This window comes from Streptomyces sp. NPDC059874 (assembly GCF_042731135.1).
GTDB lineage: Bacteria > Actinomycetota > Actinomycetes > Streptomycetales > Streptomycetaceae > Streptomyces.
Genome location: NZ_JBHWJY010000019.1, coordinates 60,859 through 87,009 on the forward strand (window position 1 = coordinate 60,859; position 26,151 = coordinate 87,009).

General features: G+C 72.6%; 21 protein-coding genes. 9 read left to right on the forward strand and 12 right to left on the reverse strand.

Going from position 1 to position 26,151, the window contains the following annotated elements; genetic code table 11:
* The 8 genes from ftsW to rsmH all read right to left on the reverse strand — a co-directional run bounded on the left by ftsW (position 1) and on the right by rsmH (position 11,022).
* Positions 1-1,362 (reverse strand): putative lipid II flippase FtsW, encoded by a 1,362-nt coding sequence (gene ftsW / locus ACFV9H_RS13875; protein ID WP_385397342.1) that lies wholly within the window; start codon positions 1,360-1,362, stop codon positions 1-3.
* Positions 1,363-1,432: 70 nt separating this feature from the next.
* A complete protein-coding gene (gene murD, locus ACFV9H_RS13880; RefSeq protein ID WP_385397344.1) occupies positions 1,433-3,058 on the reverse strand; it encodes a UDP-N-acetylmuramoyl-L-alanine--D-glutamate ligase in 1,626 nt (541 codons plus the stop codon).
* A complete protein-coding gene (mraY, locus tag ACFV9H_RS13885; RefSeq protein WP_385397346.1) occupies positions 3,040-4,110 on the reverse strand; it encodes a phospho-N-acetylmuramoyl-pentapeptide-transferase in 1,071 nt (356 codons plus the stop codon). Before mraY ends, murD begins: the two co-directional genes overlap by 19 nt.
* Positions 4,107-5,531 (reverse strand): UDP-N-acetylmuramoyl-tripeptide--D-alanyl-D-alanine ligase, encoded by a 1,425-nt coding sequence (murF, locus tag ACFV9H_RS13890; RefSeq protein ID WP_385397348.1) that lies wholly within the window; start codon positions 5,529-5,531, stop codon positions 4,107-4,109. The genes mraY and murF overlap by 4 nt, the downstream gene beginning before the upstream one ends.
* Positions 5,528-7,234, reverse strand: coding sequence for a UDP-N-acetylmuramoyl-L-alanyl-D-glutamate--2,6-diaminopimelate ligase (locus ACFV9H_RS13895; protein ID WP_385397350.1), 1,707 nt, complete (start codon positions 7,232-7,234; stop codon positions 5,528-5,530). Before ACFV9H_RS13895 ends, murF begins: the two co-directional genes overlap by 4 nt.
* A 36-nt stretch (positions 7,235-7,270) precedes the next feature.
* Positions 7,271-9,226 (reverse strand): peptidoglycan D,D-transpeptidase FtsI family protein, encoded by a 1,956-nt coding sequence (locus ACFV9H_RS13900; protein ID WP_385397430.1) that lies wholly within the window; start codon positions 9,224-9,226, stop codon positions 7,271-7,273.
* 324 nt (positions 9,227-9,550) lie between these two features.
* Positions 9,551-10,096 (reverse strand): hypothetical protein, encoded by a 546-nt coding sequence (locus tag ACFV9H_RS13905; RefSeq protein ID WP_385397352.1) that lies wholly within the window; start codon positions 10,094-10,096, stop codon positions 9,551-9,553.
* Positions 10,093-11,022, reverse strand: a complete 930-nt coding sequence (gene rsmH / locus ACFV9H_RS13910; protein WP_385397432.1) for a 16S rRNA (cytosine(1402)-N(4))-methyltransferase RsmH — start codon at positions 11,020-11,022, stop codon at positions 10,093-10,095. Before rsmH ends, ACFV9H_RS13905 begins: the two co-directional genes overlap by 4 nt.
* 340 nt (positions 11,023-11,362) lie before the next feature.
* On the opposite strand from rsmH, the gene ACFV9H_RS13915 reads away from it, so the two are divergent.
* From ACFV9H_RS13915 to ACFV9H_RS13930, 4 genes are all read left to right on the forward strand, one after another.
* The gene (locus ACFV9H_RS13915) at positions 11,363-11,914 is read left to right on the forward strand and encodes a beta-class carbonic anhydrase (RefSeq protein ID WP_385397354.1); all 552 of its coding nucleotides are present in this window, start codon (positions 11,363-11,365) and stop codon (positions 11,912-11,914) included.
* A gap of 137 nt (positions 11,915-12,051) precedes the next feature.
* The gene (locus tag ACFV9H_RS13920; RefSeq protein WP_385397356.1) at positions 12,052-13,062 is read left to right on the forward strand and encodes an AAA family ATPase; all 1,011 of its coding nucleotides are present in this window, start codon (positions 12,052-12,054) and stop codon (positions 13,060-13,062) included.
* Positions 13,062-14,438, forward strand: coding sequence for a DUF58 domain-containing protein (locus ACFV9H_RS13925; protein ID WP_385397358.1), 1,377 nt, complete (start codon positions 13,062-13,064; stop codon positions 14,436-14,438). Before ACFV9H_RS13920 ends, ACFV9H_RS13925 begins: the two co-directional genes overlap by 1 nt.
* Complete coding sequence (locus ACFV9H_RS13930; RefSeq protein ID WP_385397360.1) at positions 14,435-16,849, forward strand: transglutaminaseTgpA domain-containing protein; 2,415 nt, start codon at positions 14,435-14,437, stop codon at positions 16,847-16,849. Before ACFV9H_RS13925 ends, ACFV9H_RS13930 begins: the two co-directional genes overlap by 4 nt.
* Positions 16,850-17,292: 443 nt before the next feature.
* Here the strand turns inward: ACFV9H_RS13930 and ACFV9H_RS13935 are convergent, their stop codons facing one another.
* Genes ACFV9H_RS13935 through ACFV9H_RS13945 form a run of 3 tightly spaced genes read right to left on the reverse strand, consistent with a single transcriptional unit; the run spans position 17,293 to position 20,847 of the window.
* A complete protein-coding gene (locus ACFV9H_RS13935; protein ID WP_385397362.1) occupies positions 17,293-17,919 on the reverse strand; it encodes a TetR/AcrR family transcriptional regulator in 627 nt (208 codons plus the stop codon).
* A gap of 29 nt (positions 17,920-17,948) precedes the next feature.
* Positions 17,949-20,036 carry a YhgE/Pip family protein gene (locus ACFV9H_RS13940; RefSeq protein WP_385397364.1) on the reverse strand — a complete coding sequence of 696 codons (2,088 nt, stop codon included), beginning with the start codon at positions 20,034-20,036 and terminating at the stop codon, positions 17,949-17,951.
* Positions 20,008-20,847: an ATP-binding cassette domain-containing protein gene (locus ACFV9H_RS13945; RefSeq protein WP_385397366.1), complete on the reverse strand. Its 840-nt coding sequence runs from the start codon at positions 20,845-20,847 to the stop codon at positions 20,008-20,010. The genes ACFV9H_RS13940 and ACFV9H_RS13945 overlap by 29 nt, the downstream gene beginning before the upstream one ends.
* Positions 20,848-21,041: 194 nt before the next feature.
* Between ACFV9H_RS13945 and ACFV9H_RS13950 the strand changes: the two genes are divergently transcribed.
* The 5 genes from ACFV9H_RS13950 to ACFV9H_RS13970 all read left to right on the forward strand — a co-directional run bounded on the left by ACFV9H_RS13950 (position 21,042) and on the right by ACFV9H_RS13970 (position 25,231).
* A complete protein-coding gene (locus tag ACFV9H_RS13950) occupies positions 21,042-21,536 on the forward strand; it encodes an SAV_6107 family HEPN domain-containing protein (RefSeq protein WP_385397368.1) in 495 nt (164 codons plus the stop codon).
* Between the two features lie 87 nt (positions 21,537-21,623).
* Positions 21,624-22,382, forward strand: a complete 759-nt coding sequence (locus ACFV9H_RS13955) for a methyltransferase (protein ID WP_385397370.1) — start codon at positions 21,624-21,626, stop codon at positions 22,380-22,382.
* Positions 22,383-22,656: 274 nt separating this feature from the next.
* Complete coding sequence (locus tag ACFV9H_RS13960) at positions 22,657-23,058, forward strand: DUF3040 domain-containing protein (protein WP_328790804.1); 402 nt, start codon at positions 22,657-22,659, stop codon at positions 23,056-23,058.
* Positions 23,059-23,141: 83 nt separating this feature from the next.
* A complete protein-coding gene (locus ACFV9H_RS13965) occupies positions 23,142-23,771 on the forward strand; it encodes a DUF4126 domain-containing protein (RefSeq protein WP_385397372.1) in 630 nt (209 codons plus the stop codon).
* A gap of 23 nt (positions 23,772-23,794) precedes the next feature.
* Positions 23,795-25,231, forward strand: a complete 1,437-nt coding sequence (locus ACFV9H_RS13970; protein WP_385397374.1) for a phytoene desaturase family protein — start codon at positions 23,795-23,797, stop codon at positions 25,229-25,231.
* 34 nt (positions 25,232-25,265) lie between these two features.
* Here the strand turns inward: ACFV9H_RS13970 and ACFV9H_RS13975 are convergent, their stop codons facing one another.
* Positions 25,266-26,135: a hypothetical protein gene (locus tag ACFV9H_RS13975; protein WP_385397376.1), complete on the reverse strand. Its 870-nt coding sequence runs from the start codon at positions 26,133-26,135 to the stop codon at positions 25,266-25,268.
* Between the last annotated feature and the right edge of the window lie 16 nt (positions 26,136-26,151).

The window sequence follows — 26,151 nt, forward strand, 5'->3', positions numbered from 1 at the left end:
TCACCGCTCTCCGGACGGACGCTTCTTGACGCGCCGTCTCATCGACTTCCATCTCACCCCGGTCCGCCGCCAGCCGGTCTTCGGCTGTCGCATCGCGAGGGCCGCGCGCGCCGCCGGCTCCTCCCGCGCGAAGGCGATGAGCAGTCCGACCGCGAACATGGTCGGCAGCAGGGCTGACCCTCCGTAGGAGAACAGCGGGAGCGGGACTCCGGCGATCGGCAGCAGGCCGAGCACCGCACCGATGTTGATCACGGCCTGGGCCGTGATCCAGGTGGTCACGCCTCCCGCGGCAAACCGTACGAAGGACTCCTCCGTGCGTCCGGCCACGCGGATACCCGCATAGCCTAGAGCCGCGAACAGGGCGAGCACCGACAGCGTCCCCGCCAGGCCCAGTTCCTCCCCGGTGATGGCGAAGATGAAGTCGGTGTGGGCTTCGGGTAGTTGCCCCCATTTTTCCACACTGGCACCCAAACCGGAACCGAACCATCCGCCCGATGCGAGGGCGTAGATCCCGTGGACGGCCTGCCAGCAGAGGTCGTTCTTGCCCGGATCCGTCGCGCCGAGGCACTCCAGGCGGTCCATCCGGTGCGGGCTCGTCTTGATGAGCAGCGCGACGATCGCACCAGCGAAGGCCAGTACCCCCACGAACAACCGCGTCGGCGCTCCCGCCAGCCACAGGAGGCCGAAGAGGATGGCGCCGAGGATCATCGCGGTGCCCATGTCCCCGCCCAGCATGATCAGCCCGAGCAGCAGGAAGGCCACCGGCACCAGCGGCACCAGCAGGTGCTTCCACTGGCTGAGCAGCCCCTTGTCGCCCTTGCGCGCCAACAGGTCGGCGCCCCACAGGATCAGGGCCAGCTTGCCGAACTCACTGGGCTGCAACATGAACGGACCGCCAAGGGAGATCCAATTCTGGTTGCCGTTGATGGCCACCCCTATCCCGGGGATCTGGACCAGGACCATCAGGAAGAGCGTGCCGGCGAGCACCGGATAGGACAGCGCCCGGTGGAGTTTGACGGGCATCCGGGAGGCGACCAGCATCAGTCCGGTGCCGATGAGGGCCGCCAGGAACTGCTTCTTGAAGAAGTAGGCGTCGCCCAGGCCGAGCTGGAGCGCCTTGATCATGGAGGCCGAGTAGACCATCACGAGGCCCAGCACGGTGATGAGCAGCGAACTGCCGAAAATCAGGTAATACGCCGTGAGCGGTCGGTCCCACGCCTTGCGCAACCGGCGCTGCGTACGCCGGATCCCGGCCAGCGGCCCGCGCCCCGCGGGACGCTTCGCGCTCACCACGGGGCGCTTGCGGCCCTGCGCCCTCACGGCGGAAGGCCGCCGCCCCGGCAGCATCTGCTTGGCCGGCATCTGTGTTCTTCCCCTCCACTCGTACGAGGCGAGCAGCCGGCCGGAGGGAACCTCTCCCGGAGCCCTCGGCCTAGGCCGTGTTCGCGGCGCTCTCGGCGGCCAGTTCGCGCACCGCGTCGGCGAACGCGTCCCCACGCTCGTTGTAGTTCGCGAACATGTCCATCGAGGCGCAGCCGGGCGCCAGCAGGACCGTGTCGCCGCGCTCGGCGAGCCGGGCGGCTTCCCGGACCGCCGCGAGCATCGCCCCAGTGTCGGTCCGGTCGAGGTCGACGACCGGGACCTCGGGGGCGTGTCGCGCCAACGCCTCGGCGATCAGCGCCCGGTCGGCGCCCATCAGCACGACGGCGCGCAGCCGCTTCGCCGCCTTCTGGACGAGCTCGTCGAAGGTCGCGCCCTTGGCGAGGCCGCCGGCGATCCAGACGACCGGCTCGAAGGACGCGAGGGAGGCCTCGGCGGCGTGTGTGTTGGTGGCCTTGGAGTCGTCGACGTACGTGACCCCGTCGACCTCGTCCACGTGCGCGACGCGGTGGGCGTCCGGGCGGAAGTCGCGCAGCCCGTCACGGACCGCACGCGGCTCCACGCCGAAGGCGCGGGCCAGGGCCGCGGCGGCGAGCGCGTTGGCGATGTTGTGCGGGGCGGGCGGGTTGACGTCCTCGACGTGCGCGAGTTCCTGGGCGTTCTTCTGCCGGTTCTCGACGAAGGCGCGGTCGACGAGGATGCCGTCGACGACGCCGAGCATGGAGGGACCGGGGGCGCCGAGGGTGAAGCCGATGGCCCGGCAGCCCTCTTCGACGTCGGCGTCCTCGACCAGCCTCTCGGTGGCCGGGTCGGCGACGTTGTAGACGCAGGCCACCGTGTTGCCCTCGTAGATGCGGCCCTTGTCGGCGGCGTACGCCTCCATCGAGCCGTGCCAGTCGAGGTGGTCCGGGGCCAGGTTGAGCACGGCCGCGGAGTGGACGCGCAGCGAGGGCGCCCAGTGCAGCTGGTAGCTGGAGAGCTCGACGGCGAGCACGTCGTACTCCTGCTCGCCGAGCACCACGTCGATGATGGGCGTCCCGATGTTCCCGACGGCCGCGGTCCGCAGTCCGGCGGCCTTCAGGATCGACGCCAGCATCTGCGTGGTGGTGGTCTTGCCGTTCGTGCCGGTGATGGCCAGCCACTCGGCTGCGCCGCGTACGGGCACCTCGGCGGAGCCGGCGGGCTCGGCCGCATCCGGCTTGGCGGCGTCGGCGGTGGAACCGTCCGCCGGGCCGGCGTCCGCGGCGGCTCGGGCGGCCCGGAGTTCGGCGCCGGCCCCGCGCAGCCGCCAGGCGATCTCGACGTCGCCGACGACGTCCACTCCGGCCTTGCCGGCCTCCAGGAAGAGCGGGCTGTCCGGCTTCCAGCCGGGTGAGGTCACCACGAGCTCGGTGCCCTCCGGGAGGGTCTCGCCGGCCTTGGCGCCGTCCTCCAGCCGGCCCAGACGGACCGCGATGCCCAGCTCCGCGAGCTCGGCGGCCTTCGCGCGGTGCGCGTCGCCGTCGCCGTTGTCGACGACGGTCACGACGGCACCGAGCCGGGCCAGCGCCCGGGCGGCGCTGATGCCGCTGATGCCCAGGCCCGCCACGGTGATCCGGCCGGGCAGACCGAACCGGCCCAGGGCATCGGGGCCGAGCGCTGCGGCCAGATCTGTGGTGCTCACTTGTCGGCTGCCCATCCCGCGTAGAAGAGACCGAGACCCACGATCACGCACATGCCCTGGATGATCCAGAACCGCACCACGACGAGGACTTCGGACCAGCCCTTGAGTTCGAAGTGGTGCTGCAGCGGGGCCATCCGGAAGACGCGCTTGCCGGTCAGCTTGAAGGAGCCGACCTGGATGACGACCGACATGGTGATGAGGACGAAGAGGCCGCCGAGCAGGGCGATCAGGAACTCCGTACGGGAGCAGATCGCGAGGCCGGCGAGCGCGCCGCCGAGCGCCAGCGAACCGGTGTCGCCCATGAAGATCTTCGCGGGCGAGGTGTTCCACCACAGGAAGCCGAAGCAGGCGCCCATCAGGGCGGACGCGACGACCGCGAGGTCGAGGGGGTCGCGCACCTCGAAGCACGCGTTGGGGTTGGTCAGCGTGGCCGCGTTGGCGCAGGACTCCTGGAACTGCCAGACACCGATGAAGGTGTACGCGCCGAAGACCATCACCGCGGCGCCGGTGGCCAGGCCGTCGAGGCCGTCGGTCAGGTTCACGCCGTTGGACATCGCCAGGATCATGAACAGCGCCCAGACCACGAAGAGCACCGGGCCGATCGACCAGCCGAAGTCGGTGACGAACGACAGCTTGGTGGAGGCCGGGGCGAGTCCGCGCGAGTCCTTGAACTGGAGTGCGAGCACCGCGAAGGCGATGCCGACGATCAGCTGGCCGGACATCTTGGCCTTGGCGCGCAAGCCCAGCGAGCGCCGCTTGACGATCTTGATGTAGTCGTCCAGGTAGCCGACCAGGCCCATGCCCGCCATCAGGAACAGGACGAGCAGACCCGAGAAGGTCGGCTCGCTGCCCGTGATGACCTTCGTGAGGACGTACGCGACGATCGTGGCCAGGATGAAGGAGATACCGCCCATGGTGGGCGTGCCCTTCTTCCCGGCGTGGCCGCGCGGGCCGTCGTCGCGGATGAACTGGCCGTAGCCCTTGCGGGCCAGCAGCTTGATGAGCAGCGGGGTTCCGACGACCGTGAGGAACATGCCGATGACACCGGCGAACAGGATCTGCCTCATCGGTCGGCGACCTCGCCCTCGCGCTCCAGCAACGCCAGCGCGACCCGCTCCAGACCGACCGACCTGGAAGCCTTCACCAGCACGACGTCACCCGGGCGCAGTTCACTGCGCAACAGGTCGACCGCCGCCTGCGCGTCGGACACGAGCACCGACTCCTCACCCCACGAACCCTCGTTATATGCGCCCAGTTGCAGCCAGGACGCTTCCCTGCCCCCGACTGCGACGAGCTTGCTCACGTTGAGCCGGACGGCAAGCCGTCCCACCGCGTCGTGCTCGGCCAGCGATGCGTCACCGAGTTCGGCCATGGGACCGAGCACCGCCCACGTGCGTCCCCCGTTCGCCCTGGCGGAACCGCCCATCGCGGCAAGTGCGCGCAGTGCGGCCCGCATGGACTCGGGGTTCGCGTTGTAGGCGTCGTTGACGATCGTCACACCGTCCGCCCGCTCGGTGACCTCCATCCGCCACCGGGACAGCGTGCCCGCCCCGGAGAGCGCGGTGGCGATCTCTTCGACGGACATCCCCAGTACATGGGCTACGGCGGCCGCGGCGAGCGCGTTCGACACGTGGTGCTCACCGTACAGCCGCAAGGTCACATCACTGCACCCGGTCGGTGTGTGGAGTGTGAAGGAGGGCTGTCCCGCGGGGGTCATCCGTACCTCGGTGGCCCGCACTTCGGCGTCGTCGGCCTCACCGAAGAGGACCGTACGGGCCTTTGTGCGGGCGGACATCGCGCGCACCAGCGAATCGTCGGCGTTGAGGACGGCGATGCCGCCCTCGGCCTCCGCCGGCAGGGCCTCGACCAGCTCTCCCTTGGCCTGGGCGATCTGCTCGCGGCCGCCGAACTCGCCGATGTGGGCGGTGCCGACGTTGAGGACGACGCCGATGCGCGGCGGGGTCAGGCCGGTGAGGTAGGCGATGTGGCCGATCCCGCGGGCCCCCATCTCCAGTACCAGGTGGCGGGTTTCGGCGGTGGCCTTCAGCGCGGTGAGCGGCAGGCCGATCTCGTTGTTGAGGGAGCCGGGCGTCCACACCGTGGGCGCGTGGGCTTGGAGGACCTGCGCGATGAGGTCCTTGGTGGAGGTCTTTCCGGCGGAACCGGTCAGGGCCACCACGTCGGTGCCGAGCCGCTCGACGACGGCACGGGCGAGGGCGCCGAGCGCCTTCTCCACGTCGGGGACGACGATGGCGGCCACGCCGACCGGCCGGGCCGCGAGGACGGCCGCGGCTCCGGCGGCCACCGCGCGCTCGGCGTAGTCGTGGCCGTCGACGTGCTCGCCGTCGAAGGCGGCGAACAGGCTGCCGGACTCCACCTGACGGGAGTCGATGACCACGGGCCCGCTGATCCGCACCGACGGATCCGGTATGTCGTGGGGCCGCCCGCCGGTGATGTCGGCGATCTCGGCGAGGGAAAGGGGGATCACTGGTTCACCTCGGCCTGTCGGCCATCTCGAAGATGCGCGGTTTCCTGGCGCTCGATCGCGGCGCGGAGCACTTCGCGGTCGTCGAAGGGGCGTACGACCCCCGCGGTGTCCTGGCCCTGCTCGTGGCCCTTCCCGGCCACCAGCACGGTGTCTCCGGGCTCGGCGCGCGCGACGGCGGCGGCGATGGCCGCGGCCCGGTCCGCGTCGACGAGGACGGTGCCCCGCTCGGCGGGCGGTACGGACACGGCGCCTTCGAACATCGCGGCGAGGATCTTCAGGGGGTCCTCGGAGCGGGGGTTGTCGGAGGTCAGCACGGCCACGTCGGCGTACCGGGCGGCCGCGGCGCCCATCGGGCCGCGCTTGGTGGTGTCGCGGTCGCCGCCGCAGCCGAGCACGATGTGCAGCTTGCCGGTGGTGACCTCGCGCAGGGCGCGCAGCACCGACTCGACGGCGTCCGTCTTGTGGGCGTAGTCGACGACGGCCAGGTACGGCTGTCCCGCGTCGACCCGCTCCAGCCGGCCGGGGACCCCGGGGACCGCGGCGACGCCGTCGGCGGCGGTCTGCGGGTCGAGGCCGGCGGCGGCGAGCGTGACGACGGCGGCGACGGTGTTGGCGACGTTGAACGGGCCGGGCAGCGGGGCGGTGGCCCGTACGCGCTGTCCCTCGGGGCCCAGCAGGGTCAGGGTGGAGCTCGCCGGCCCGAAGACCACGTCCTCGGCGCGCCAGTCGGCGGCCGGGTCGCCCGTCGCGGAGAAGGTGACGACCGGGATCGTCGCCTCCTCGGTGAGTCGGCGGCCGTACTCGTCGTCGAGGTTGACCACGCCCAGGCGGGCCCGGCGGGGGGTGAAGAGCCCCGCCTTCGCCTGGAAGTAGTCGTCCATGTCGGAGTGGAACTCCATGTGTTCCGGGCTCAGGTTGTTGAAGACGGCGACGTCGAACACGCAGCCGTCGACGCGGCCGAGCACCAGGGCGTGGCTGGAGACCTCCATGGCGACGGCCTCGACCCCGCGTTCGCGCATGACCGCGAAGAGGGCCTGGAGGTCGGTGGCCTCGGGGGTGGTCCGCTCCGACTTGATGCGCTCGTCGCCGATGCGCATCTCGACCGTGCCGACGAGTCCGGTGCGGCGGCCCGCGGCGCGCAGTCCGCCTTCGACGAGGTACGCCGTGGTGGTCTTGCCGGAGGTGCCGGTGATGCCGATCTGGAGCAGGTCCTCGCCGGGCCGGCCGTAGATCGCGGCGGCGAGCTCGCCCATCCGGCCGCGCGGGTCGGCGACGGTCAGGACGGGCAGCCCGGTGGCGGCCGCGCGCTCCGTCCCGGCGGGGTCGGTCAGCACGGCGGCGGCGCCGAGGCCGGCCGCCTGGGCGGCGAAGTCGGCGCCGTGCGTCCTGGCTCCGGCCAGGGCGGCGTACAGGTCTCCCGGGCGGACCGCACGGGAGTCGTGCGTGATGCCGGTGATCGCCGTGGCGGCCGGTTCGGGCAGGTCCAGCAGTGCGGCCAGCTCGCCGAGCTCGGTCGGGCGTACGGACTGGGGCCGCGGCGCTCCCGGCGGCGCTGCCGGGGCGTCCTTCTGGGTGGTTCTGGGCTGATCAGCGTGGGGCACGGCGGTGAGCGTACCGGGCGCGGTGGGCCGCCCGCGAAGTGAGGGCCCGGCCTCCGCGCCGGCGGCCGACTGGTTCCTGGGTTTCGGGGTGATCGTTGTCACTGATGGTGCCTCACGCTTTCGGGCCGGGGCGGCCGGTCACTGACCCGGCTTCGCAGCGGGCTGCGGGCCGGGTTCGTAGGTGACCGGGAGCCCGGCGGGGGCGGATCCGGTGGGGGCGACCTGGAGGGTCTTGAGGGCGAACTCCATGACCTTCTTGTAGATGGGGCCACAGATCTGGCCGCCGAAGTAGCTGCCCTTGGTGGGGTTCTGGATGGCGCAGTAGACGGTGATCCGCGGGTTGTCGGCCGGCGCGAAGCCGGCGAAGGAGGCGGTGTAGCCCTTGTAGCGGCCGGTGGCCGGATCCACCCGGTTGGAGGTGCCGGTCTTGCCGCCGACCCGGTAGCCGGGGATCTTCGCCTTGGTGCCGGTGCCCTCCTGGTCGTCGACCACGGATTCGAGCATCTCGGCGAGGGTCTTGGCGGTCTCCTTGCTGATCACCTGGTTCCGCTCGGGGGCCGGGGCGGGGGTGAAGCGGCCGTCGGGGCCCCGGGTGCCGCGGACCAGGGTCGGCTCGATCCGGACACCTCCGTTGGCGATGGTCGAGTACACGGAGGCCGCCTGCATGGCGTTGAGGGACAGGCCCTGGCCGAAGGGGATCGTGTACTGCTGGGAGGTGGACCAGTCCTCGGGCTTGGCGAGGATGCCGCGGGACTCACCGGGGTAGTTCAGTCCGGTGGGCTGACCCATGCCGAACTTGGTCAGGTAGGAGTACAGGACCTTGTTGGCCTCGGGCTGGGTGGGGCCGAGCCGGCCGGTGGCCAGGATGGTGCCGATGTTGGAGGACTTGGCGAGGACCCCGTTGAGGGTCAGGTACCAGGTCGGGTGGTCGATGTCGTCCTTGAAGAGCCGGTCGCCGCGGTGCAGCCGGTTGGGGACCTCGACGTGGGTCTCCGGGGTGGCCTTCTTCTCCTCCAGTACGGCGGCCATCGACATCACCTTGGCGGTGGAACCGGGCTCGTACACGTCCTGGAGCGCGGCGTTGCCCATGGCGGCGGAACTGGCCCGGGTCAGGTCGTTGGGGTCGAAGCCGGGGGCGTTGGCCATGGCCAGCACCTCGCCGGTGCGGGTGTCCTGGACGATGACGTAGCCGCGGTCGGCGCCGGACTTCTCGACCTGCTCGGCGACGGCGCTCTGCGCGGCCCACTGGATGTCGCGGTCGATGGTCAGCTCGATGTCCTCGCCGGGCACGGCGGGCTTCTCGCTGGAACCGGCCGTGGGGACCTTCCGGCCACCCGACTGGGCGTAGGTGACCTCGCCGTCCTTGCCGGCCAGCTTCTTGTCGAGGGAGGACTCCAGACCGCCGGCGCCGGCGCCCTCGGCGTTGACGTAACCCAGTATCCCGGCGGCGAGGTCGCCGTTCGGGTACACGCGCTTGCTGCTGTCCTCCTTGAACACCCCCGCCAGGACGTTGGCGCCGGGGCCGTTGTTCTTCTTGTCGGCCGCCGCCTTCTCCGCGAAGACCCGCTTGAGGTCCTTGATCTGGTTCCAGACCTGGGGGGTCTGGCGGTGGGCCAGGATCACGTAGCGGGAGTTCTTGGTCTTCAGCTTGGCCGTGAGGGTCTTGGCGTCCGCGCCGAGGATGGGCGCGAGGAGGGCGGCCGCCTGCTCGGGGGCGTCCGGCGCCTTGCTGTCCTGCGGGGTGAACATCTTCGGGTCGGCGGTGATGTCGTACGCGTCGACGCTGGTGGCCAGGGCCACGCCCTTGCGGTCGGTGATCTCGCCGCGTTCGGCGGCCAGCTTGACGCTGGTGTAGCGGTTCTTGGAGGCCTCGGCGGAGAAGGCGGAGGCGTCGACGGCCTGCACCTGGAGCAGGCGAACCACGAAGGCGACCATGACGAGTGTCAGGCCGACGCTGACCAGACGCAGCCGGGGGCGGGGGCTGCCGAGCCGGATGGTGTGGGGTTTGCGCGGCGCGGGCGGCCTCCGGGTCGCCGGGCGCGACCCGGCCGGCCGTGCGCCGGCCCCGCTCCTCGGCCTCCCCGGCCCGGGCACCCGCCGCGGGTCCCGCCCGGGGCTCACCGTGCCACCGCCGTTCCGCTGCCGGTGCGGCGCCGCCGCGCAAGCGCCCCCGGGCTCCGCCCGGGCACCCTGGGGCTCCGCCCCAGACCCCGCTCCTCAAACGCCGGAGGGGCTGGAATTGCCGCTGCGCGGCAACCCAGCCGCTCATGGCGGACGGGATCAGCCAAATCCAGCCTCGCCGGCGTTTGAGGCGCGGGGGTACGGGGGCGGAGCCCCCGGGAACGGGTCCGGGCGGAGCCCGGGGAACGGAGGAAGGGCGGGGTGGGGGAAAGCCCCGCAGGGATCCGCGTCACGGCGTCACCTTCCAGGAGTGGGCTGGGGCGCGGGGGAGGCTCCCCCGGGGTTCGGGTTCGGCGCGGCGGCGGAAGCCGAAGGCGGCTGGGCCGGGGCCTGGCCCGGTGCGACCGCGGCGGCGGACGGCGGCGGCGACGGGGCCGGCGGCGGCTCCGCCTCGGCCACGGTGCCGGTGACCTTGCCGTCCGGGCCGATGAAGACCGGGCTGCCACCCGGGACCAGCCCCAGCTCCTGCGCCCGCCGCTGCAGCGCGTCCGGCGCCGAGTACGCGTCCACGTCCCGCTGGAGCGCCTGCTCCTCGTCCGTCAGGGCGGTGGTCTCCTTCTTCAGCTTGGTCAGCTGGAAGGAGCCCTCGTTCAGCGCGGAGTTCAGCAGCAGCAGGCTGATCAGGCCGCCGGCGAGCAGGGCCACGACCAGCAGCACGAACGGCGTCCGCGCCGCCTGGCCGCCGGGGCGCGGGCGGGCAGGGCGGACGGGCCGCCCGCCGAGCGCCCGGCGCGTCAGCGTGGCGAACCTCCCCGGTCCGGTCCCGGCGGCGGCCTTGGTCACAGCCGCGCCTCCCGGATGCGCTCGACCCCGCGGAACCTGGCCGGCGCGGCCCGCCGGTTCTCGGCGATCTCCTCCTCGGTCGGCAGCTCCGCCCCGCGCGTCAGGAGCTTCAGCTTCGGCTGGTACTTCTCCGGCACCACCGGCAGCCCGGGCGGGGCCGTGGAGGTGGCGCCCGCCGCGAAGACCTGCTTGACCAGGCGGTCCTCCAGCGAGTGGTAGGAGAGCACGGCGATCCGGCCGCCGACCGCGATCCGGTCCACCGCCGCCGGAATGGCCTTCTCCAGCCCGGACAGCTCGCCGTTGACCTCGATGCGCAGGGCCTGGAAGGTCCGCTTGGCGGGGTTGCCGCCGGTCCGCTTGGCCGCCTGCGGCAGCGCGTCGCGGATCAGCTCGACGAGCCGGGCGCTGTTCGAGAACGGCTCCTTCTCCCGCTCCCGGACGATCGCGGACACGATCCGCTTCGCCTGCTTCTCCTCGCCGTACTGGCGCAGGATCCGTACGAGCTCGCCCGGCGCGTAGGTGTTGAGCACCTCGGCGGCGCTGATGCCGGTCGTCTGGTCCATGCGCATGTCCAGCGGCGCGTCCTGCGCGTACGCGAACCCGCGGTCGGCCTCGTCGAGCTGCATGGAGGAGACGCCGAGGTCGAAGAGGATGCCCTGGACGGTCGGGATGCCCAGCCCGTCGAGGACCTCGGCCAGGTCGGCGTAGATCGCGTGGACGAGGGTGGCCCGGTCACCGAAGGGCGCGAGGCGCTCGCCGGAGAGCCTCAGGGCCTCCTTGTCGCGGTCGAGGCCGATCAGGTGGGCCTCGGGGAACCGGGTCAGCAGGGCCTCGCTGTGGCCGCCGAGGCCGAGGGTGCAGTCGACGACGACGGCCCCCGGCCTCTCCAGCGCCGGGGCCAACAGGTCCAGGCACCGCTGGAGCATCACCGGGACATGTCGGGACTCGCTAGTCAAAGCGCCCTCTCAGATAACGGCGCGGCAGGCATACGCCGCGCCGCGCACGCGGAGTGTTACCAGGGGGCCGGGCGGCCGGTCAGGGCCGGGCTCCGGCCGGTTCGCGTCACTTTAGTGCAACGGTCGCCGCGGTCAACGAACCGCCCCGGTGCGGTGCGCCCCTCTCGCGGTGAACCGGCAAAAGCCGCGAATCACCCGTACAGCCTCCCCCGTCTCACCCCTGTGGATTAGCTCACAACACACCCGGTTGACCTGACTTGTCCCGCCTCACCCAATGCCTGCACAAGCTGTGACCACTAACGTCGTATGCATGACGACTTCCGCATCCCTGCCCGCCGAGTCCGCACACAAGACTTCCACCGGAGGCGGCGTCACCGACCGGCTGGTCGCGGCGAACCGTGCCTACGCGTCGGGCTTCACCGATCCCGGCATGGACGCCCGCCCCGTCCTCCAGGTGGCGATCGTCGCCTGCATGGACGCCCGCCTCGACCTGCACAAGGCCCTCGGCCTGGAGCTCGGCGACTGTCACACGATCCGCAACGCGGGCGGGGTCGTCACCGACGACACCATCCGCTCCCTCACGATCAGCCAGCGGGCCCTGGGCACCCGCTCGGTCATACTCATCCACCACACCGGATGCGGTCTCGAAAGCCTGACCGAGGACTTCCGGCACGAGCTGGAGGACGAGGTCGGCCAGCGCCCGGCCTGGGCCGTCGAGGCCTTCCGGGACGTGGACCAGGACGTTCGCCAGTCGATGCAGCGGGTTCGCACGAACCCCTTCCTGCCCCACCGCGACGATGTGCGAGGCTTCGTCTTCGACGTACACACCGGGCTCCTGCGGGAGATCGATCCGAGCTCTTGAGTGACACAAGGCCGTAACGCCGTCAAGAATGCGGGGAGACGCCACCCGGGACCTCCCGGGCCGGTGTCCGCGTTTTCTGGGGTGGGCCGGTCATGCGCCAAGGGCGTCGGCCCCGCATTTTGGGCCGAGGAGTACAGGTGACGACGTATGACGACCGAGCGAGCCTCGCGGATCTGACGAGCACGGCGGAGCGGGTGCGCCACTCGGTCGAGAGCGTGATCGAGGGCAAGCCCGAGGTCGTTCGCCTCGCGCTGACCGTGCTCCTCGCCGAAGGGCACCTGCTGATCGAGGACGTACCGGGCGTCGGCAAGACGATGCTCGCCAAGACGCTGGCCAAGTCCATCGACTGCTCGGTGCAGCGCATCCAGTTCACGCCGGACCTGCTGCCCTCCGACATCACCGGTGTCAGCATCTACGACCAGCAGCGCCGCGAGTTCGAGTTCAAGCCGGGCGCGATCTTCGCGCAGATCGTCATCGGCGACGAGATCAACCGCGCCTCCCCCAAGACCCAGTCCGCGCTGCTGGAGTCGATGGAGGAGCGCCAGGTCACCATCGACGGCACCACCTACGCGCTGCCGAGCCCCTTCATGGTCGTCGCCACCCAGAACCCGGTGGAGATGGAGGGCACCTATCCGCTGCCCGAGGCCCAGCGCGACCGCTTCATGGCCCGCGTCTCCGTCGGCTACCCCGGCCCCGAGGCCGAGCTCCAGATGCTCGACGTGCACGGCGGGCTCTCCCCGCTCGACGACCTGACGGCCGTCGCGCACGCCCACGAGATCGTCAAGCTGATCGAGGCCGTCCGCGAGGTGTACGTGGCCGAGCCCGTCAAGCGGTACGTCGTAGGCCTGGTATCCGCCACCCGCAGCCACCCTGACCTGCGGCTGGGCGCCTCGCCGCGCGCCACCCTGCACCTGCTGCGCGCCGTGAAGGCCTCCGCCGCGCTCGCCGGCCGGGACTACGTGCTGCCCGACGACGTCCAGGCGCTCGCCGCCCCGGTCCTCGCCCACCGCCTGCTGCTCACCGCGCAGGCCCAGCTGAACCGGCGCACCGCCGAGCAGGTCGTCGCCGACATCCTGCAGCGCACCCCCGTACCGGCCGCGCACTCCGGCGGCGAGATGCCGCCCGGCGCGGGCATCCGGAGCTTCTGATGAGCGCCGGTGCCCCCGGCGGCGCGGACCGCGGTGGCGTCGGCGGGCTGCGCGCCTCCCTGTCCGGTCTCACCACCCGCGGCCGCTCGTTCCTGGCCGCCGGGGTCGCCGCCGCCGTGTGCGCGTACGTCCTGGGCCAGGGCGAACTGCTGCGGGTCGGCCTGCTGCTCACCGCCCTGCCGCTGATCTGCGTCTACGCCCTGCACCGCACCCGCCACCGGGTCTCCGGCAGCCGCCGGCTCACCCCGAACCGGGTGCCCGCGGGCGCCGAGGCCCGGGTGCAGCTGCGCATGGACAACGTGTCCCGCGTGCCCACCGGACTGCTGATGCTCCAGGACCGCGTGCCGTACGTACTGGGCCCGCGCCCACGGTTCGTCCTGGACCGGGTCGAGCCCGGCGGGCGCCGCGAGGTGTCCTACCGGGTCCGCTCCGACCTGCGCGGCCGCTATCCGCTCGGACCGCTCCAGCTTCGGCTGACCGACCCGTTCGGGCTGGTCGAGCTGACCCGCTCGTTCAGCACGTACGACACCCTCACCGTCATCCCGCGCACCGAGCCCCTGCCGCCGGTCCGGCTGGCGGGCGACTCCTCCGGCTACGGCGACGGCAGCCGCCGCTCGCTGGCCCTGGCAGGCGACGACGACGTGATCCCGCGCACCTACCGGCGCGGCGACGACCTGCGCCGGGTGCACTGGCGCTCCACCGCCCGCTACGGCGAGCTGATGGTGCGCCGCGAGGAGCAGCCGCAGCGCAGCCGGGCCACCGTCCTGCTGGACACCCGGGACGTCGCCTTCGAGGGAGCGGGCCCCGACTCCGCCTTCGAATGGGCCGTCTCCGCGGCCGCCTCCACCCTGGTGCACCTGCTGGAACAGGGCCTCTCGGTGCGGCTGCTCACGGACACCGGGAACTCGGTGCCGGGCCAGGGCGGTGGAGGCTTCTCCTCCGGCGGCCAGGAGTCCGCGGAGGCCGCCGGTCTGATGATGGACACCCTGGCGGTCATCGGGCACTCCGACGGCGCGGGGATCTCCCGGGCCTACGACGCGGTGCGCGTCGCCGGTGACGGCGGCGGTTTCGGCGGAGCCGGCGGTGACGGGCTCCTCATCGCCTTCTTCGGGGACCTGGACGACGTACAGACCGAGCTGGCGGCCAAGCTGCGCCAGCGTGCCGGGAGCGCGGTGGCCTTCGTACTGGACTCGGCGACCTGGGCCGGGGAGCCCGCGCTCCGTCACGACCTGCCCTCCCTGGAGGAAAGGCTGCACAGACTGCGCGACGCGGGCTGGACGGCGGTGGCCGTCCCGCCCGGGGTGGCCTTCGGCGAGCTGTGGCGACAGGCCGGGAGCACCCCCCTCGGCACGGGAACCTCCGGAGGACGCGGATGAGCGGGCGGGCGAGACTGACGCTGTTCGCGGCACTGGCGACGCTGCTCACCTCGTGGTCGCTGACCCCGCTGGTGCAGTCGGCGGGCTGGCTGCTGCAGGCGGCGCTGCTGCTGGCCGTGCAGAGCGCGGTGGGGGCCGGGGCGCGGCGGGTGCCGCTGGCCCGGTCGCTGACCGTGGCCGCGCAGGCCCTGGTGTCCCTGGTGCTGCTCGCGTTCCTCTTCCTGGGCAAGGGCGAGTCGACCGGGCAGGGCCCGCTGGCCTACCTGGTCACGGACTTCGGTGGGCTGTTCCAGCGGGGCGTCCAGGACGTGAGCGAGTTCGCGATCCCGGCCCCGCTGACCGACGGCATCCGGCTGCTTCTGCTGTCCGGGGTGCTGCTCATCGGGCTGCTGGTGGACACCCTGGCGGTGACCGCGCGGACGGCCGCGGCGGCCGGGCTGCCCCTGCTCGCGCTGTACTCGGTGGCCGCGGGCCTGTCGGGCGGCGGGAAGGCCTCCTGGTTCTCCTTCCTGCTCGCGGGCTGCGGCTTCCTGATGATGCTGCTGGCCGAGGGCCGCGACCGGCTCGCCCAGTGGGGCCGGGTCTTCGGCGCGGCCCCGCGCGAGCGGGTCTCGGCCGCCTCCGGCCTGGGCGGCGGTGAGGGCGGTCAGGCGACGGCCCCGGTGCGGACCGGGCGGCGGATCGGCGTGGTGGCGCTGGGCATCGCACTGGCGGTGCCGGCGGCGCTGCCCGCGCTAGGCGGCGGGCTGCTGGGCGCGCGGGGCGAAGAGGGCGGCGGCAGCGGGGCGGGCGGGACGATCTCGGCCGTCAACCCGCTCGTGTCCCTGCAGAGCAGCCTGAACGCGCAGGACAACCGGGTGGTGCTGAAGTACCGCACGGACAATCCGCAGCAGAGCGAGCAGTACCTGCGGATCCTGGCGCTGGACGAGTTCAACGGGGTCAAGTGGGAGGCCTCCGGACGGGCGCTGACCGACGTCCCGCAGCCGCTCCCGACACCGCCCGGGCTCAGCCCGGCGGTCCGGGCGGGCGCGATCGAGGTGCGGACCAGCGTCTCCGCGGCGGACACGTACACCCAGCGCTACCTGCCGATGCCGTACCCGGCGACGCGGGTGGAGATCGGCGGGAAGTGGCGGTTCGAGCCGGAGGGCCGGACGCTGGTCGGGGACCAGCTGGGCCGGGACAAGTTCCAGAACGTCCAGGGCGCCATGTACACCGTGGGGAGCCTGCTGCTGAAGCCGACGGCGCAGCAGCTCTCCAAGGCCCCGGAACCCGAAGCGGGCATCGTGGCCGAGTACACGAAGCTGCCGGACAACCTGCCGCCGGTGGTCGCCGAGACGGCCCGCCAGGTGACGCAGGGGTCGAAGGACAACTACACGCGGGCGGTCAAGCTCCAGGACTACTTCGCGGTGACCGGCGGGTTCCGCTACAACACGAAGACCGCCTCGGGCACGGGGTCGGCCGCGGTGGCGCGGTTCCTCGCCGACAAGGAGGGCTTCTGCGTCCACTTCGCCTTCTCGATGGCCGCGATGTCCCGTTCGCTGGGCATCCCGGCGCGGGTGGCGGTGGGCTTCACGCCCGGGGAGAAGCAGGCGGACGGCAGCGTGAACGTCTCGATGCGGGACGCGCACGCCTGGCCGGAGCTGTACTTCCAGGGGGTGGGCTGGACCCGGTTCGAGCCGACGCCGCGGTCCGGCCTCACGGTGCCGGACTACTCCCGGCCGCAGGCGCAGGCGCCCCAGCCGTCGGCGCCGGCGCCGCTGCCCTCGCAGAACACGCCCGCGCCGTCCCCGGCGCCGTCGACGGCGGACGACTGCCCGCCGGAGCTGAGGAAGCTCGGCGAGTGCGGTGCGGCCGCGCCGGCGGCGGGATCCTCCGGTGGCGGTGGGCCTTCGGCGGCGACGATCGCGGTCTGGGCGGTGGTCGCGCTTGCGGTACTGGGCCTGCCGCTGCTGCCGCTGCTGTGGCGGACCCGGCTGCGGGCGCGCCGGCTGGGCTCGGGTGAGGTGCTGGCGGCCTGGCGGGAGCTGGGCGACGCGGCGTGGGACGTGGGCGTGGCGCCGGACGGGGCGCTGTCCCCACGCCGGGCCGCTGCGCGCGTGGCGGACCTCGGGCGGCTGGACGCGGAGGCTTCCGCCGCCGTGCACCGGGTGGCGGGCGCGGTGGAACGGTCGCTGTACGCGCCCCCGGGCGCGGAGGTCTCGTACCCGGGGCTGTCTTCGGACGTCCTCCTGGCCCGTGCGGGCCTGCTGTCCGCGGTGTCCCGCCGCTCGCGCCTGCGCGCACTGCTGCTGCCGCGCTCGGCGGCCCGTCTCTCGTGGGCGGCGTCACGCCGCTGGACGGCGGTGACCTCGTCGGTCTCGACCCGCCTGACGGCAGTCCGCCTCCGGCTGCCTCTGCGCGGCCGCGGCTGACGGGCGGGGGCGGGCCCTGCGGGCGGCCTGCCCCTCCCCGCCCTTCCACCGTTCCATTTGCGCAGCAATTTCCAGCCCCGCCGGCGTTTGAGGCGCGGGGGTCCCCCCGGACGAAGTCTGGGGGAGGGTCTGGGGCGGAGCCCCAGGAGCGGCGCGCACCCGGCGACCCGCGGACGCGACGGCGCGGCGGGGCTCGATCCCCCCGAGCCTCGCCGCGCCGCCCCCCGTAACCGGACGAGAAGACACCCGGCCCGCTCCGCAGCCCCGTGTCGGCGGTGCGGACCGGGTCTTCCGTCCGTTGCCCCCAGTCTGGCGTCCGCGCAGGTGGGGGCCCATCCGCGCGCGTACTCATATCCGCCTCTAGGTACGGATACTCAGTCGCCGCGGCCGGCCCCACCAGTTGTACGGGCTCCGTGGCCCGCACGGCACCGCCGACCGGGGGGTTACCGCCCGCTGACCCGGCCCCGCAGCAGCAGCGACAGCGCCGAGTGGACGTCGTCCAGGGACCGCTCGCGCTGGAAGGACTGCCAGTCCAGCGCGGCCACCAGCACCATCCCGACCAGCGCCGCCGCCGTCAGCGGCACGTCGATCTCCGCGCTCAGCTCACCCCGCTCGACGCCCTCCCGCAGCACCTTCTCCACCACGGCCACCGCCTCCTGGCGGACCACCATGAGCGTGGACTGCCAGGTCCGGTTGGTCCGCCACAGCTCGGCGACGTACAGCTGCGTGAAGGCCGGGTAGCGGTCGATGAAGACGAGACCGGCCCGGATCATCCCGTCGAGGGCCTCGACGCGCGTGCCGCCGCGTGCCTCGGTCGATTCCGCCGCCTCCCGCAGGGACGCGGTCAGCAGTCCGACGCCGTGCCGGAGCAGTTCCTCGAAGAGGTCGTTCTTGCTGGCGAAGTTGTAGTAGACGGTGCCCTTCGCCACGCCCGCCCGCTCGGCGATCTCGTCGACGGTGGTCGCCGAGAAGCCCTGCTCGGCGATGAGCGTCACGGCCGCCTCGTAGAGCTTCTGCCGGGTGGCCTGGCGTCGGGCGCCGCCCGCGCTTGTACCGGTGCTGCTTTCCATGGCGCTGATTCTCACAGGTCAACAGCTCTCTACAGGCTCAGTTCGGGGTGCAGCCGGTCCATGGTCCACACCTGCTTGCCCCGTGCGGCGAGCGCGGTGAGGGCGAGGGCGCCGACCGTGAAGGCCACCAGGACCGCGCAGCCCTGCCAGACCACGGTGAGCGGCCCGCCGCTGATCAGGTGGCGCAGGCTCTCGACGATGTACGACATCGGCAGGTACGGGTGGATGGCGTTGAAGAAGCCGGGGCTGGTCTGGACGGGGTAGGTGCCGCCCGCCGAGGTCAGCTGGAGCATCAGCACGGCGAGGACGAGGATCCGCCCGGCCGCGCCGAACTTGGCGTTGAGCCACTGCACGATCGCCGCGAAGCAGCCCGTGACCAGCATCAGGAAGCCGATGGTGAGGGCCGGGTGGGCCATTTCCAGGCCGAGGCCCCAGTGCAGTACGGACATCAGCATGGCCACCTGCGCCGCGCCGAGGCCCGCCACGGGCAGCCAGCCGGCGAGGGCGATCCGCCAGGGCGAGGCACCGGCGGCCAGGGCCCGCTTGTTGAGCGGGGCGATCAGCATGTAGGCGACCATCGAGCCGACCCAGAGGGAGAGCGGGATGAAGTAGGGGGCGAAGCCGGTGCCGTAGTTGGGCGCCTTGTGCAGGGACTGGTTGGCGAGCCGTACGGGGTCGGCCATGACCTCGGTGCGGGCGTCGCGCTGCTGGTCGTCGTAGTCCGGGATCTTGTCGACGCCCTCGTGCAGGCCGTCGGCCAGGGCGGCGTTGCCGTCGACGAGCTTGTAGATGCCTCCGTCGAGGCTGTGCGCGCCGTCGCCGATCTTGCCGACGCCCTCGCCGATGGCCGCGGAGCCGTCGGTGGCCTTGCCCAGGCCGGCGTGGAGCTGGGCCATGCCGGTGGCGACCTTGTGGGCGCCGTCGTTGAGGGCGTTCACGTCGGCGACGGCCTGGTCGAGCTTGCCGGCGAGGCCGGGGGCGCCCGCGGCGAGCTTGCGGGCCTGCTTCTCCAGGTCGGTGAGCTGCTTGCGCAGGGTGGCCAGGTCGCCGCCCGAGTCCTTGACCAGGGTGTCGATGTCGCCGGTGAGCAGGGCGGCCTCGGCGCTGGCGTCCTTCAGCTTCTTCATGTCGGCGCAGGCGGCGGGCAGGGGCCTCGGCGCCGAACCCGTGCAGGTGCGGGTGTAGGTGTCGGCGGCGAGGGCGGCGGCCTGCTTGCTGACCTTGGCGGCTGCGGGGGCCTTCTTGCCGAAGGTGTCGAGGTGGTTGTTGACGACCTTGGCGGTGTCCGCGACGAGGAGGGCCGCGTCGGCGATCTCCTTGGGGTTGTCGAGGTAGGGGCGGACCTGGGAGGCGGTGCCCTTGACCTTGTCCGCGACCTTCTGGGTGCCGGCGGCGACGTCCTTGGAGCCGGTCGCCAGCTTGGCCGCGGCCGAGTTGAGCTTCTTCAGCCCGCCGGTGAGCTCGCCGTTCTTCTCCTCGACGGTGTCGAGGCCGTCGGCGATCTCCTTGGCGCCCTGTTGGGCCTTGCTCGCGCCGTCCTTGAGCTTGTCGGCGCCGTCGGCGGCCTCGGCGGTCTTGTCGTGGAGGTCGGAGAAGGAGACGAAGATCTTGTCGAGGTAGCCGCGGGAGGCGTTGGTGGACGCCGCCGAGCGGACCTCGGAGAAGACGGTGCGGGAGATCGAGCCGACGATGTAGTTGTTGGCGTCGTTGGTGCGGACCTGGAGGGCGCCGGTGGCGGGGTCCTCGCCGGAGCTGGAGGCGATCTTCTCGCTGAAGTCCGCGGGCATGGTGAGGGACAGGTAGTACGTCCCGTTCTCCAGACCCTTGGCGGCCTCCTCGGCGCTGACCTCGCGCCAGTCGAAGGTCTTGCTGTCGTGGAGCTTCTTGGTGATCTCGTCGCCGGCGTCGATGCGCTTGCCTTCGACGGTGGCGCCCTTGTCGGAGTTGACGAGGGCGACGGGCACCTTGTCGAGGCGGCTGTACGGGTCCCAGAAGGACCAGAGGTACAGGGCCCCGTAGAGCAGCGGCAGCAGGAGCAGTGCGACGAGTGCGGCCCGGGGCAGCTTCCCCCGCCCGAACCGCTTCAGCTCAAGCGCGGCCAGCTTCGGCGAGCGCATCGTCCGCCCCCTTCGTGTCTTCGTCGGATTCTTCGTCGGTGTCGTCGCCGACTTCGTTGCCGGTGTCGTCACCGGTGGTGTTCGGTTCGCCGTCGGCCGCGGGTCCGGCGGCGTCGGGTGGGCAGGTCCGCAGGACGGTGGCGTCCGCCGGGGCCTCGCTGCACACGGCGAGGACGGTGGTGCCCGCGGCGGCGATCCCGCGGAGCAGGGCCCAGGCCTGGTCGCGTTCGGCGTCCGAGAGCTTGAGGTCGAGGTCGTCCAGGGCCAGCAGCCGCGGCTCGCCCAGCAGGGCGATGGCCACGGACAGCCGTACGGACTCCAGTCGTTCCAGGTCCCGTACGGAGGTGCGCCCGCCCTTGGGCAGCGTGTCGAGGTCGAGCCCGGCGGCGGCCAGCGCGGCCTCGATGCGGGCCCCGGCCGCGGCGCTGCGCTCTTCCCGGGGGCGCAGCAGGGCGCGGACCGAACCTTCGTAGCGCCGCTGGAGCAGGGCGCCTTCGCGCAGCTGCTCGGCGACGGTGAGGGCCTGGTCGAGCTCGTTGACACCGGTGACCGGGCCGAGGGCGGCGATCCGACGGACCGCGGTCATCCGCTTCGGCAGCCGGTGCCGGCCGATCTCGGCGTGGCCCTCGGTGGCCTTCATCCGTCCGGTGAGAGCGAGGAGCAGGCAGGTGCGGCCGCTGCCGGAGGGGCCTTCGACCGCGATGAGCGAGCCGGGCGCCGCGTCCACGCCGATTCCCCGGAAGGCCCAACCTCGCGGGCCCTTGAGTCCGAAGTTCTCGGCTTTGACGGCCGCGCCGTGCGGGCTGTCCACGCCGTCCCCCCTTCTTTTTGAACTGACCGGTCAGTTCAAAAACTAGCATCCCTTTGGGCACCGGCGGTGCAGGAGGGGGCAGTTACTCGACCCAGGACCGCGAAAGCGCAGGTCAGCGCGATTGTCAGTGGGGCCCGTCACGATGAGGACAAGGCAGCAACGCACCGTGCAACGCGACTGACAGGAGGTTCGTCATGGCCACACCGTCCCCGTCCCCTGTCCATCCCGTCCCGCGCAAGTCGGCGGCTTCGCCGGCAGCGCTCGACTTGCTCGAAAAGGCCCGCGGCGGCCTGGCCGAGGCGGCTCGGCTGACCAGGCCCAACGAGCGGTACGCCACCGCCCACCTCGCCGCGCTGCGCACCGCCGCGGCCGTGCTCGCCGCGCGGGGCCGGCCCGAACCGGTCAACCCGCGGCGGCGGCCCCGGATCCGCAGCGCGTGGGAGGTGCTCCCGGAGATAGCGCCGGAGCTCGCCGAGTGGAGCGCGCTCTTCGCCTCCGGCGCGGAGCGCCGGGCCCGGGCCGAGGCGGGGATAGCGGGCGCGGCGAGCAGCCGGCAGGCGGACGATCTGGTGCGCGCCGCCTCGATGTTCCTGCGCCTGGTGGAGCGCATGCTCGCCCTGCGACCCCTGACGCAGACCCTCCCGGGGCCCGTGCCGGGGCCGCGTCCGGAGCGTCCGGACGCGGGATGAGCTGCCGGGCTGCGTAAGGCAATAGGGTGGGGCCGGGTGGGGCACTGACGCTCACCCCTTCCCTAGCGCGCCGAGGAGCCATCAGCCGTGTCGGACAATTCCCGCCCCCGCGCCTCCCTTCGCACCGCCGTGGTGTGGGAGGTCCTCAAGGAGGCCCTCGACCGCCGGGTGAAGGCGACCGGGCGGGAAGTGCTGGACGTGCTCGACACGGGCGGCGGCACCGGCAAGTTCGCCGTGCCGGTGGCACACCTGGGCCACCGGGTCACCGTGGTCGACCCCAGCCCGAACGCGCTGTTCGGGCTGGAGCGCCGGGTGTCCGAGGCCGGCCTCTCCGACCTGGTCCGCGGCGTACAGGGCGACGCCCAGGGCCTCTTGGAGGTCGTCGAGCGGGACGCGTACGACGTGGTGCTCTGTCACGGCGTGCTGGAGTACGTGGACGACCCGGCCGAGGGCGTGGCCAACGCGGTGGCGGCCCTGCGCCCCGGCGGCACGCTCAGCCTGCTGGCCGCCGGCCTCGGCGGGGCCGTGCTCGCCCGCGCGCTGGCCGGCCACTTCACGGAGGCCCGTACCGCCCTCACCGACCCGGCCGGCCGCTGGGGCTCCGGCGACCCGGTGCCGCGCCGCTTCACCGCCGAACAGCTTTCCGAGCTGGTCGGCGGGGCCGGTCTGGCCGTCGGCGCGGTGCACGGCGTACGGATCTTCGCCGACCTCGTCCCGGGCGTTCTGGTGGACACCGAGCCGGGCGCGGTGGAGGCCCTTCTGCGCCTGGAAGAGGCCGCCGCGGAGCTCCCCGCCTTCCACGCGGTCGCCACGCAGCTGCACGTGCTGGGCGACAAGCAGGCCTGATCTGCGATCTTCCGCGCATGGAGTCGGCCACACACCCTCCGCTATTGCGCTCGGCCCCGTATGATCGGGTCACCGACCGGCATGGCGGACGGATCACTGGGGAATAACGGCCTCAGTGGCCGCGCGCAAGCCGTGCGGTTCGCGCAGTTCTTTCCGGCAGTGCTTTTTTAGGAACGTGGCGTAGAGGGCGGGTATCACGGGGGCGGTTCCCCGCCTATCCTGAAGGGGACCCCTGGTCGCTACCCCCCGCGACCGACGGATGAGGAGGACTCCCGTGCCGCTCTCGGAGCACGAGCAGCGAATGCTCGAGCAGATGGAGCGAGCGCTGTACGCCGAAGATCCCAAGTTCGCGACAGCGCTTGAGGGAAGCGGACTGCGTACGTACACCCGGCGACGGGTCTACCAGGCAGTCGCAGGCATTGTGGTGGGTATCGCGCTCCTCATGACCGGTGTGATCATTCCGAACGTGCTCTGGATCAGCGTGGTGGGGTTCCTCGTCATGCTGGGATGTACGGTTCTCGTGGTCACCGGTTGGCGCAAGGCACCCAAGCCTGGCGAGCAGCCCGTCTCCGGCAGTGCAGGCGGTTCGGCCCACGGCCGCAACCGGCAGCGTCGGTCGATGATGACCCGCATCGAGGAACGGTGGCAGCGCCGCCGTGACGAGCAGGGGCAGTAGTAGGCCCCGGACATCGTGATTAAGGGGACGGTCGCTTTCGCGCGGCCGTCCCCTTACTGCTGCGCGTGCGGCATGATGATCCAATGAGTGTGCTCCCCCTGGTCTTCACCAGCGGCTGGGCCAGTGGGATCAACGCCTACGCCGTGGTCCTCCTGCTCGGCATCTTCGGCCGGACCGGCCTGACCGACGAGGTCCCCACGTCGCTGCAGCGCACCGACGTGCTGATCGTCGCGGCAGTGCTGTTCCTCTGCGAGGCCGTCGCCGACAAGGTCCCGTACGTGGACTCGATATGGGACACCGTCCACACCGTGATCCGCCCGGTGTCCGGTGCGGTGATCGGCGCGCTGCTGGCCGGGCAGAGCGGCTCGCTCTCCGACATCACCGCCGGCGCCATCGGCGGCTCCACCGCACTGGCCAGCCATTTCGTCAAGGCCGGCACCAGGATGGCGATCAACACCTCGCCCGAGCCGTTCACCAATGTGGCGATGAGCATCGCCGAGGACCTCGGTGTGGGCGCTCTCATCACCTTCGCGATGTTCAACCCGGAGGCCGCCGCGATCATCGCGGCCGTCCTGCTGGCCACCGGGCTGGCCCTGCTGATCTTCCTCTGGACCCGTATCCGCCGCTTCCTGCGCCGGCGTGCCCAACGCCGCGAGGAGAAGCGGCTGGCCTCCGAGGCCCGTCAGGTCACCGGGGCCCCGCCGCCCCGCTGACCCGGCTCGATAGGCTCGGCCGCATGGCACGAATTGCGGTGATCGGCGCCGGGATGGGCGCGATGGCGACGGCGGCCCGGCTGGCCGTGGCAGGGCACCAGGTGACGGTGTACGAGCGCGGGGCGACGTACGGCGGAGCGCTCGGGCGACACGAGCGCGAGGGCTTCGCCTTCGACACCGGGCCCGGGCTGCTGCACCTGCCCGCCGTCTACCGCGACCTGTTCGTGAAGACCGGCAAGCGGTCCCTGGAGGACTGCGTGGACATGGTCCAGGTGGACCCCGCCGTCCGGCACGTCCTCCCCCACCACGGCATCGACGTCACCCTGCCGGGCGCCTCCCGCGGCGGAGTCGCCGCCGCCCTCGACTCCGCCTTCGGCCCAGGTGCGGGCGAACGCTGGAACGGCGTGCTGGGCCGCGCCCGGGACGCCTGGGACGCCACCCGCCGCCCGCTGCTGGAGGAACCGCTGCGCACGGGCGAGGCCCGGCGGGTGCTGGGCGGCGACCCGTACCCCGCCCTGCGCAAGAGCGGCCTGTTGCGCCGCCGGACCCCGACCCTCGCCGAGGTGGCCGAGCGCGAGCTGGGCGGCGGGCTCGGGGAGCTGCTGACGGGCCTGGTCCGCTCGTACGGGATCGACCCGGCCACCGCACCCGGCTCCGCGGCCGTGCTCCCGTACATGGAGCAGACCTTCGGCAGCTGGTACGTGCGCGGCGGGATGCGGGCGCTGGCCACCGCCGTGTACGAGCGCTGTCTGGAGCGGAAGGTCGCCTTCGTCTTCGGCGCCGAGGTGCGGGAGGTACTGGCGCCCGCCGGCCGGGCGTCCGGGCTGCTGCTGGCCGACGGCACCGAGGTCGCGGCCGACTCCGTCGTCTGCGGGATCGACCCGCGGCGGCTGCCGGCCCGGTCCCTGCCGTGGCCCCCGGACGCGGTCCCGGCCCGTGGGGAGGGCGTGCCCAGCCGGGTCACGCTGCTGCTGGCGCTGCGCGGGGCCCGCCCGGCCGACGCCGTCCACCGCACGCTGGTCCACGGCACACCGGTCCACGGGCCCGCCCTGGACGTCACCGTGATGTGCCCCGACGACCCGGCCACCCGGCCCGACGCGGACCATCAGGCGGTCACCGTGAGCGCCGTGTGCGGGCCGGAGGCGCCCGGGGTCGAGGAACTGCTGGAGCTCGCCGCGAAGGCCGTTCCAGGGCTGCGGGAGCGGCTGTTGTGGCACGAGGTGCGCACCCCGGCCGACATCGAGGCGGCCACGGGCGCGGTGGGCGGCTCCGTGCCCCCGCCCGCACTCGCGGGTGCCGGGGGCCGGCTGCTCCACCCGGCCAACACCACGGCCGTGCCCGGGCTGTACCTGGCGGGCGGCTGGGCGCACCCCGGCGGCGGACTGCCGCACGCCGGGATGACGGGGGCCCTGGTGGCCGGGCTGATCGTGGAGGGCGCGGAGTTCCGCGGCTCCCAGTGACCTCCGGCGAGCCGCGGAATCCCCTCGCGGAGCCTCAGTAGCGGTACTGCTCGTACTCGCCGGTCCCCTGGGAGGGGTACGGGTAGCCCTGCTGCTGGTCCTCCGCCGGATACGGCTGCCCGTACTCGTCGGTGGTCCGCTGCTGGGGGACCCACACCCCGCCGGGCGGGGTGTCCATGGAGTACTGCTGCTGCCCGTAGTCCCCGTACGGGGCGTAGCCGGCGTACGGGTCGGCGCTCGGCGGCACGACCCCGCCGCCGGTGCCGATGTACGGGTCCGAGTAGGCGGCGTAGACCTGCTGCTGCTCACCCGTCGGGTAGCCGCCGGAGTAGTCGTAGCCGCCCTGGCCGCCCTGGGACTGCGAGGGGTCGTAGTACGCGGCGTACTGGTGGGCGTCCTGCTCGGCCGTGGTGAACGGCGAGGCGAAGGCCGCCGTCTGCGTGGGGTCGGGGCCGGGCTGCGCGGGCACGAAGCTCTGGATCCCGTAGGAGCCGGTGTCCTCGGGCACCGGCTCCGGGCTGTAGACCTCCGGGTCCGCGTCCTGGCCGCGGCTCTGGCCCTCGTACTCCAGGTCGGTGACCTGGAGGGACGGGTCCTGGTGCACCGGGCCGCCGGACCGGCGCCGCCTGGACTGCCGTACGGGTTCCCCGCCGCGGCGCAGCGCCCAGCCGGCCACGAAGCCCTTGCGGAACGAGAGCGTCACGAGCGTCTGGCCCAGGGCGAACATGGCCGCGCCGGCGCCGATGACCGGCACCGACGGCAGCATCACCCCGGCGACCACGCCGAGGAAGCCCGCGAAGGCGAGCAGGCGCCAGCGGAGCCGGGCCTTGTACTGCATCAGGACCTCGGCGAGCAACCACAGCGCGACGATCCCGAACGCGATGTAGAGGACCGTCATTCCCATGCGTGGCCCCTCTCGG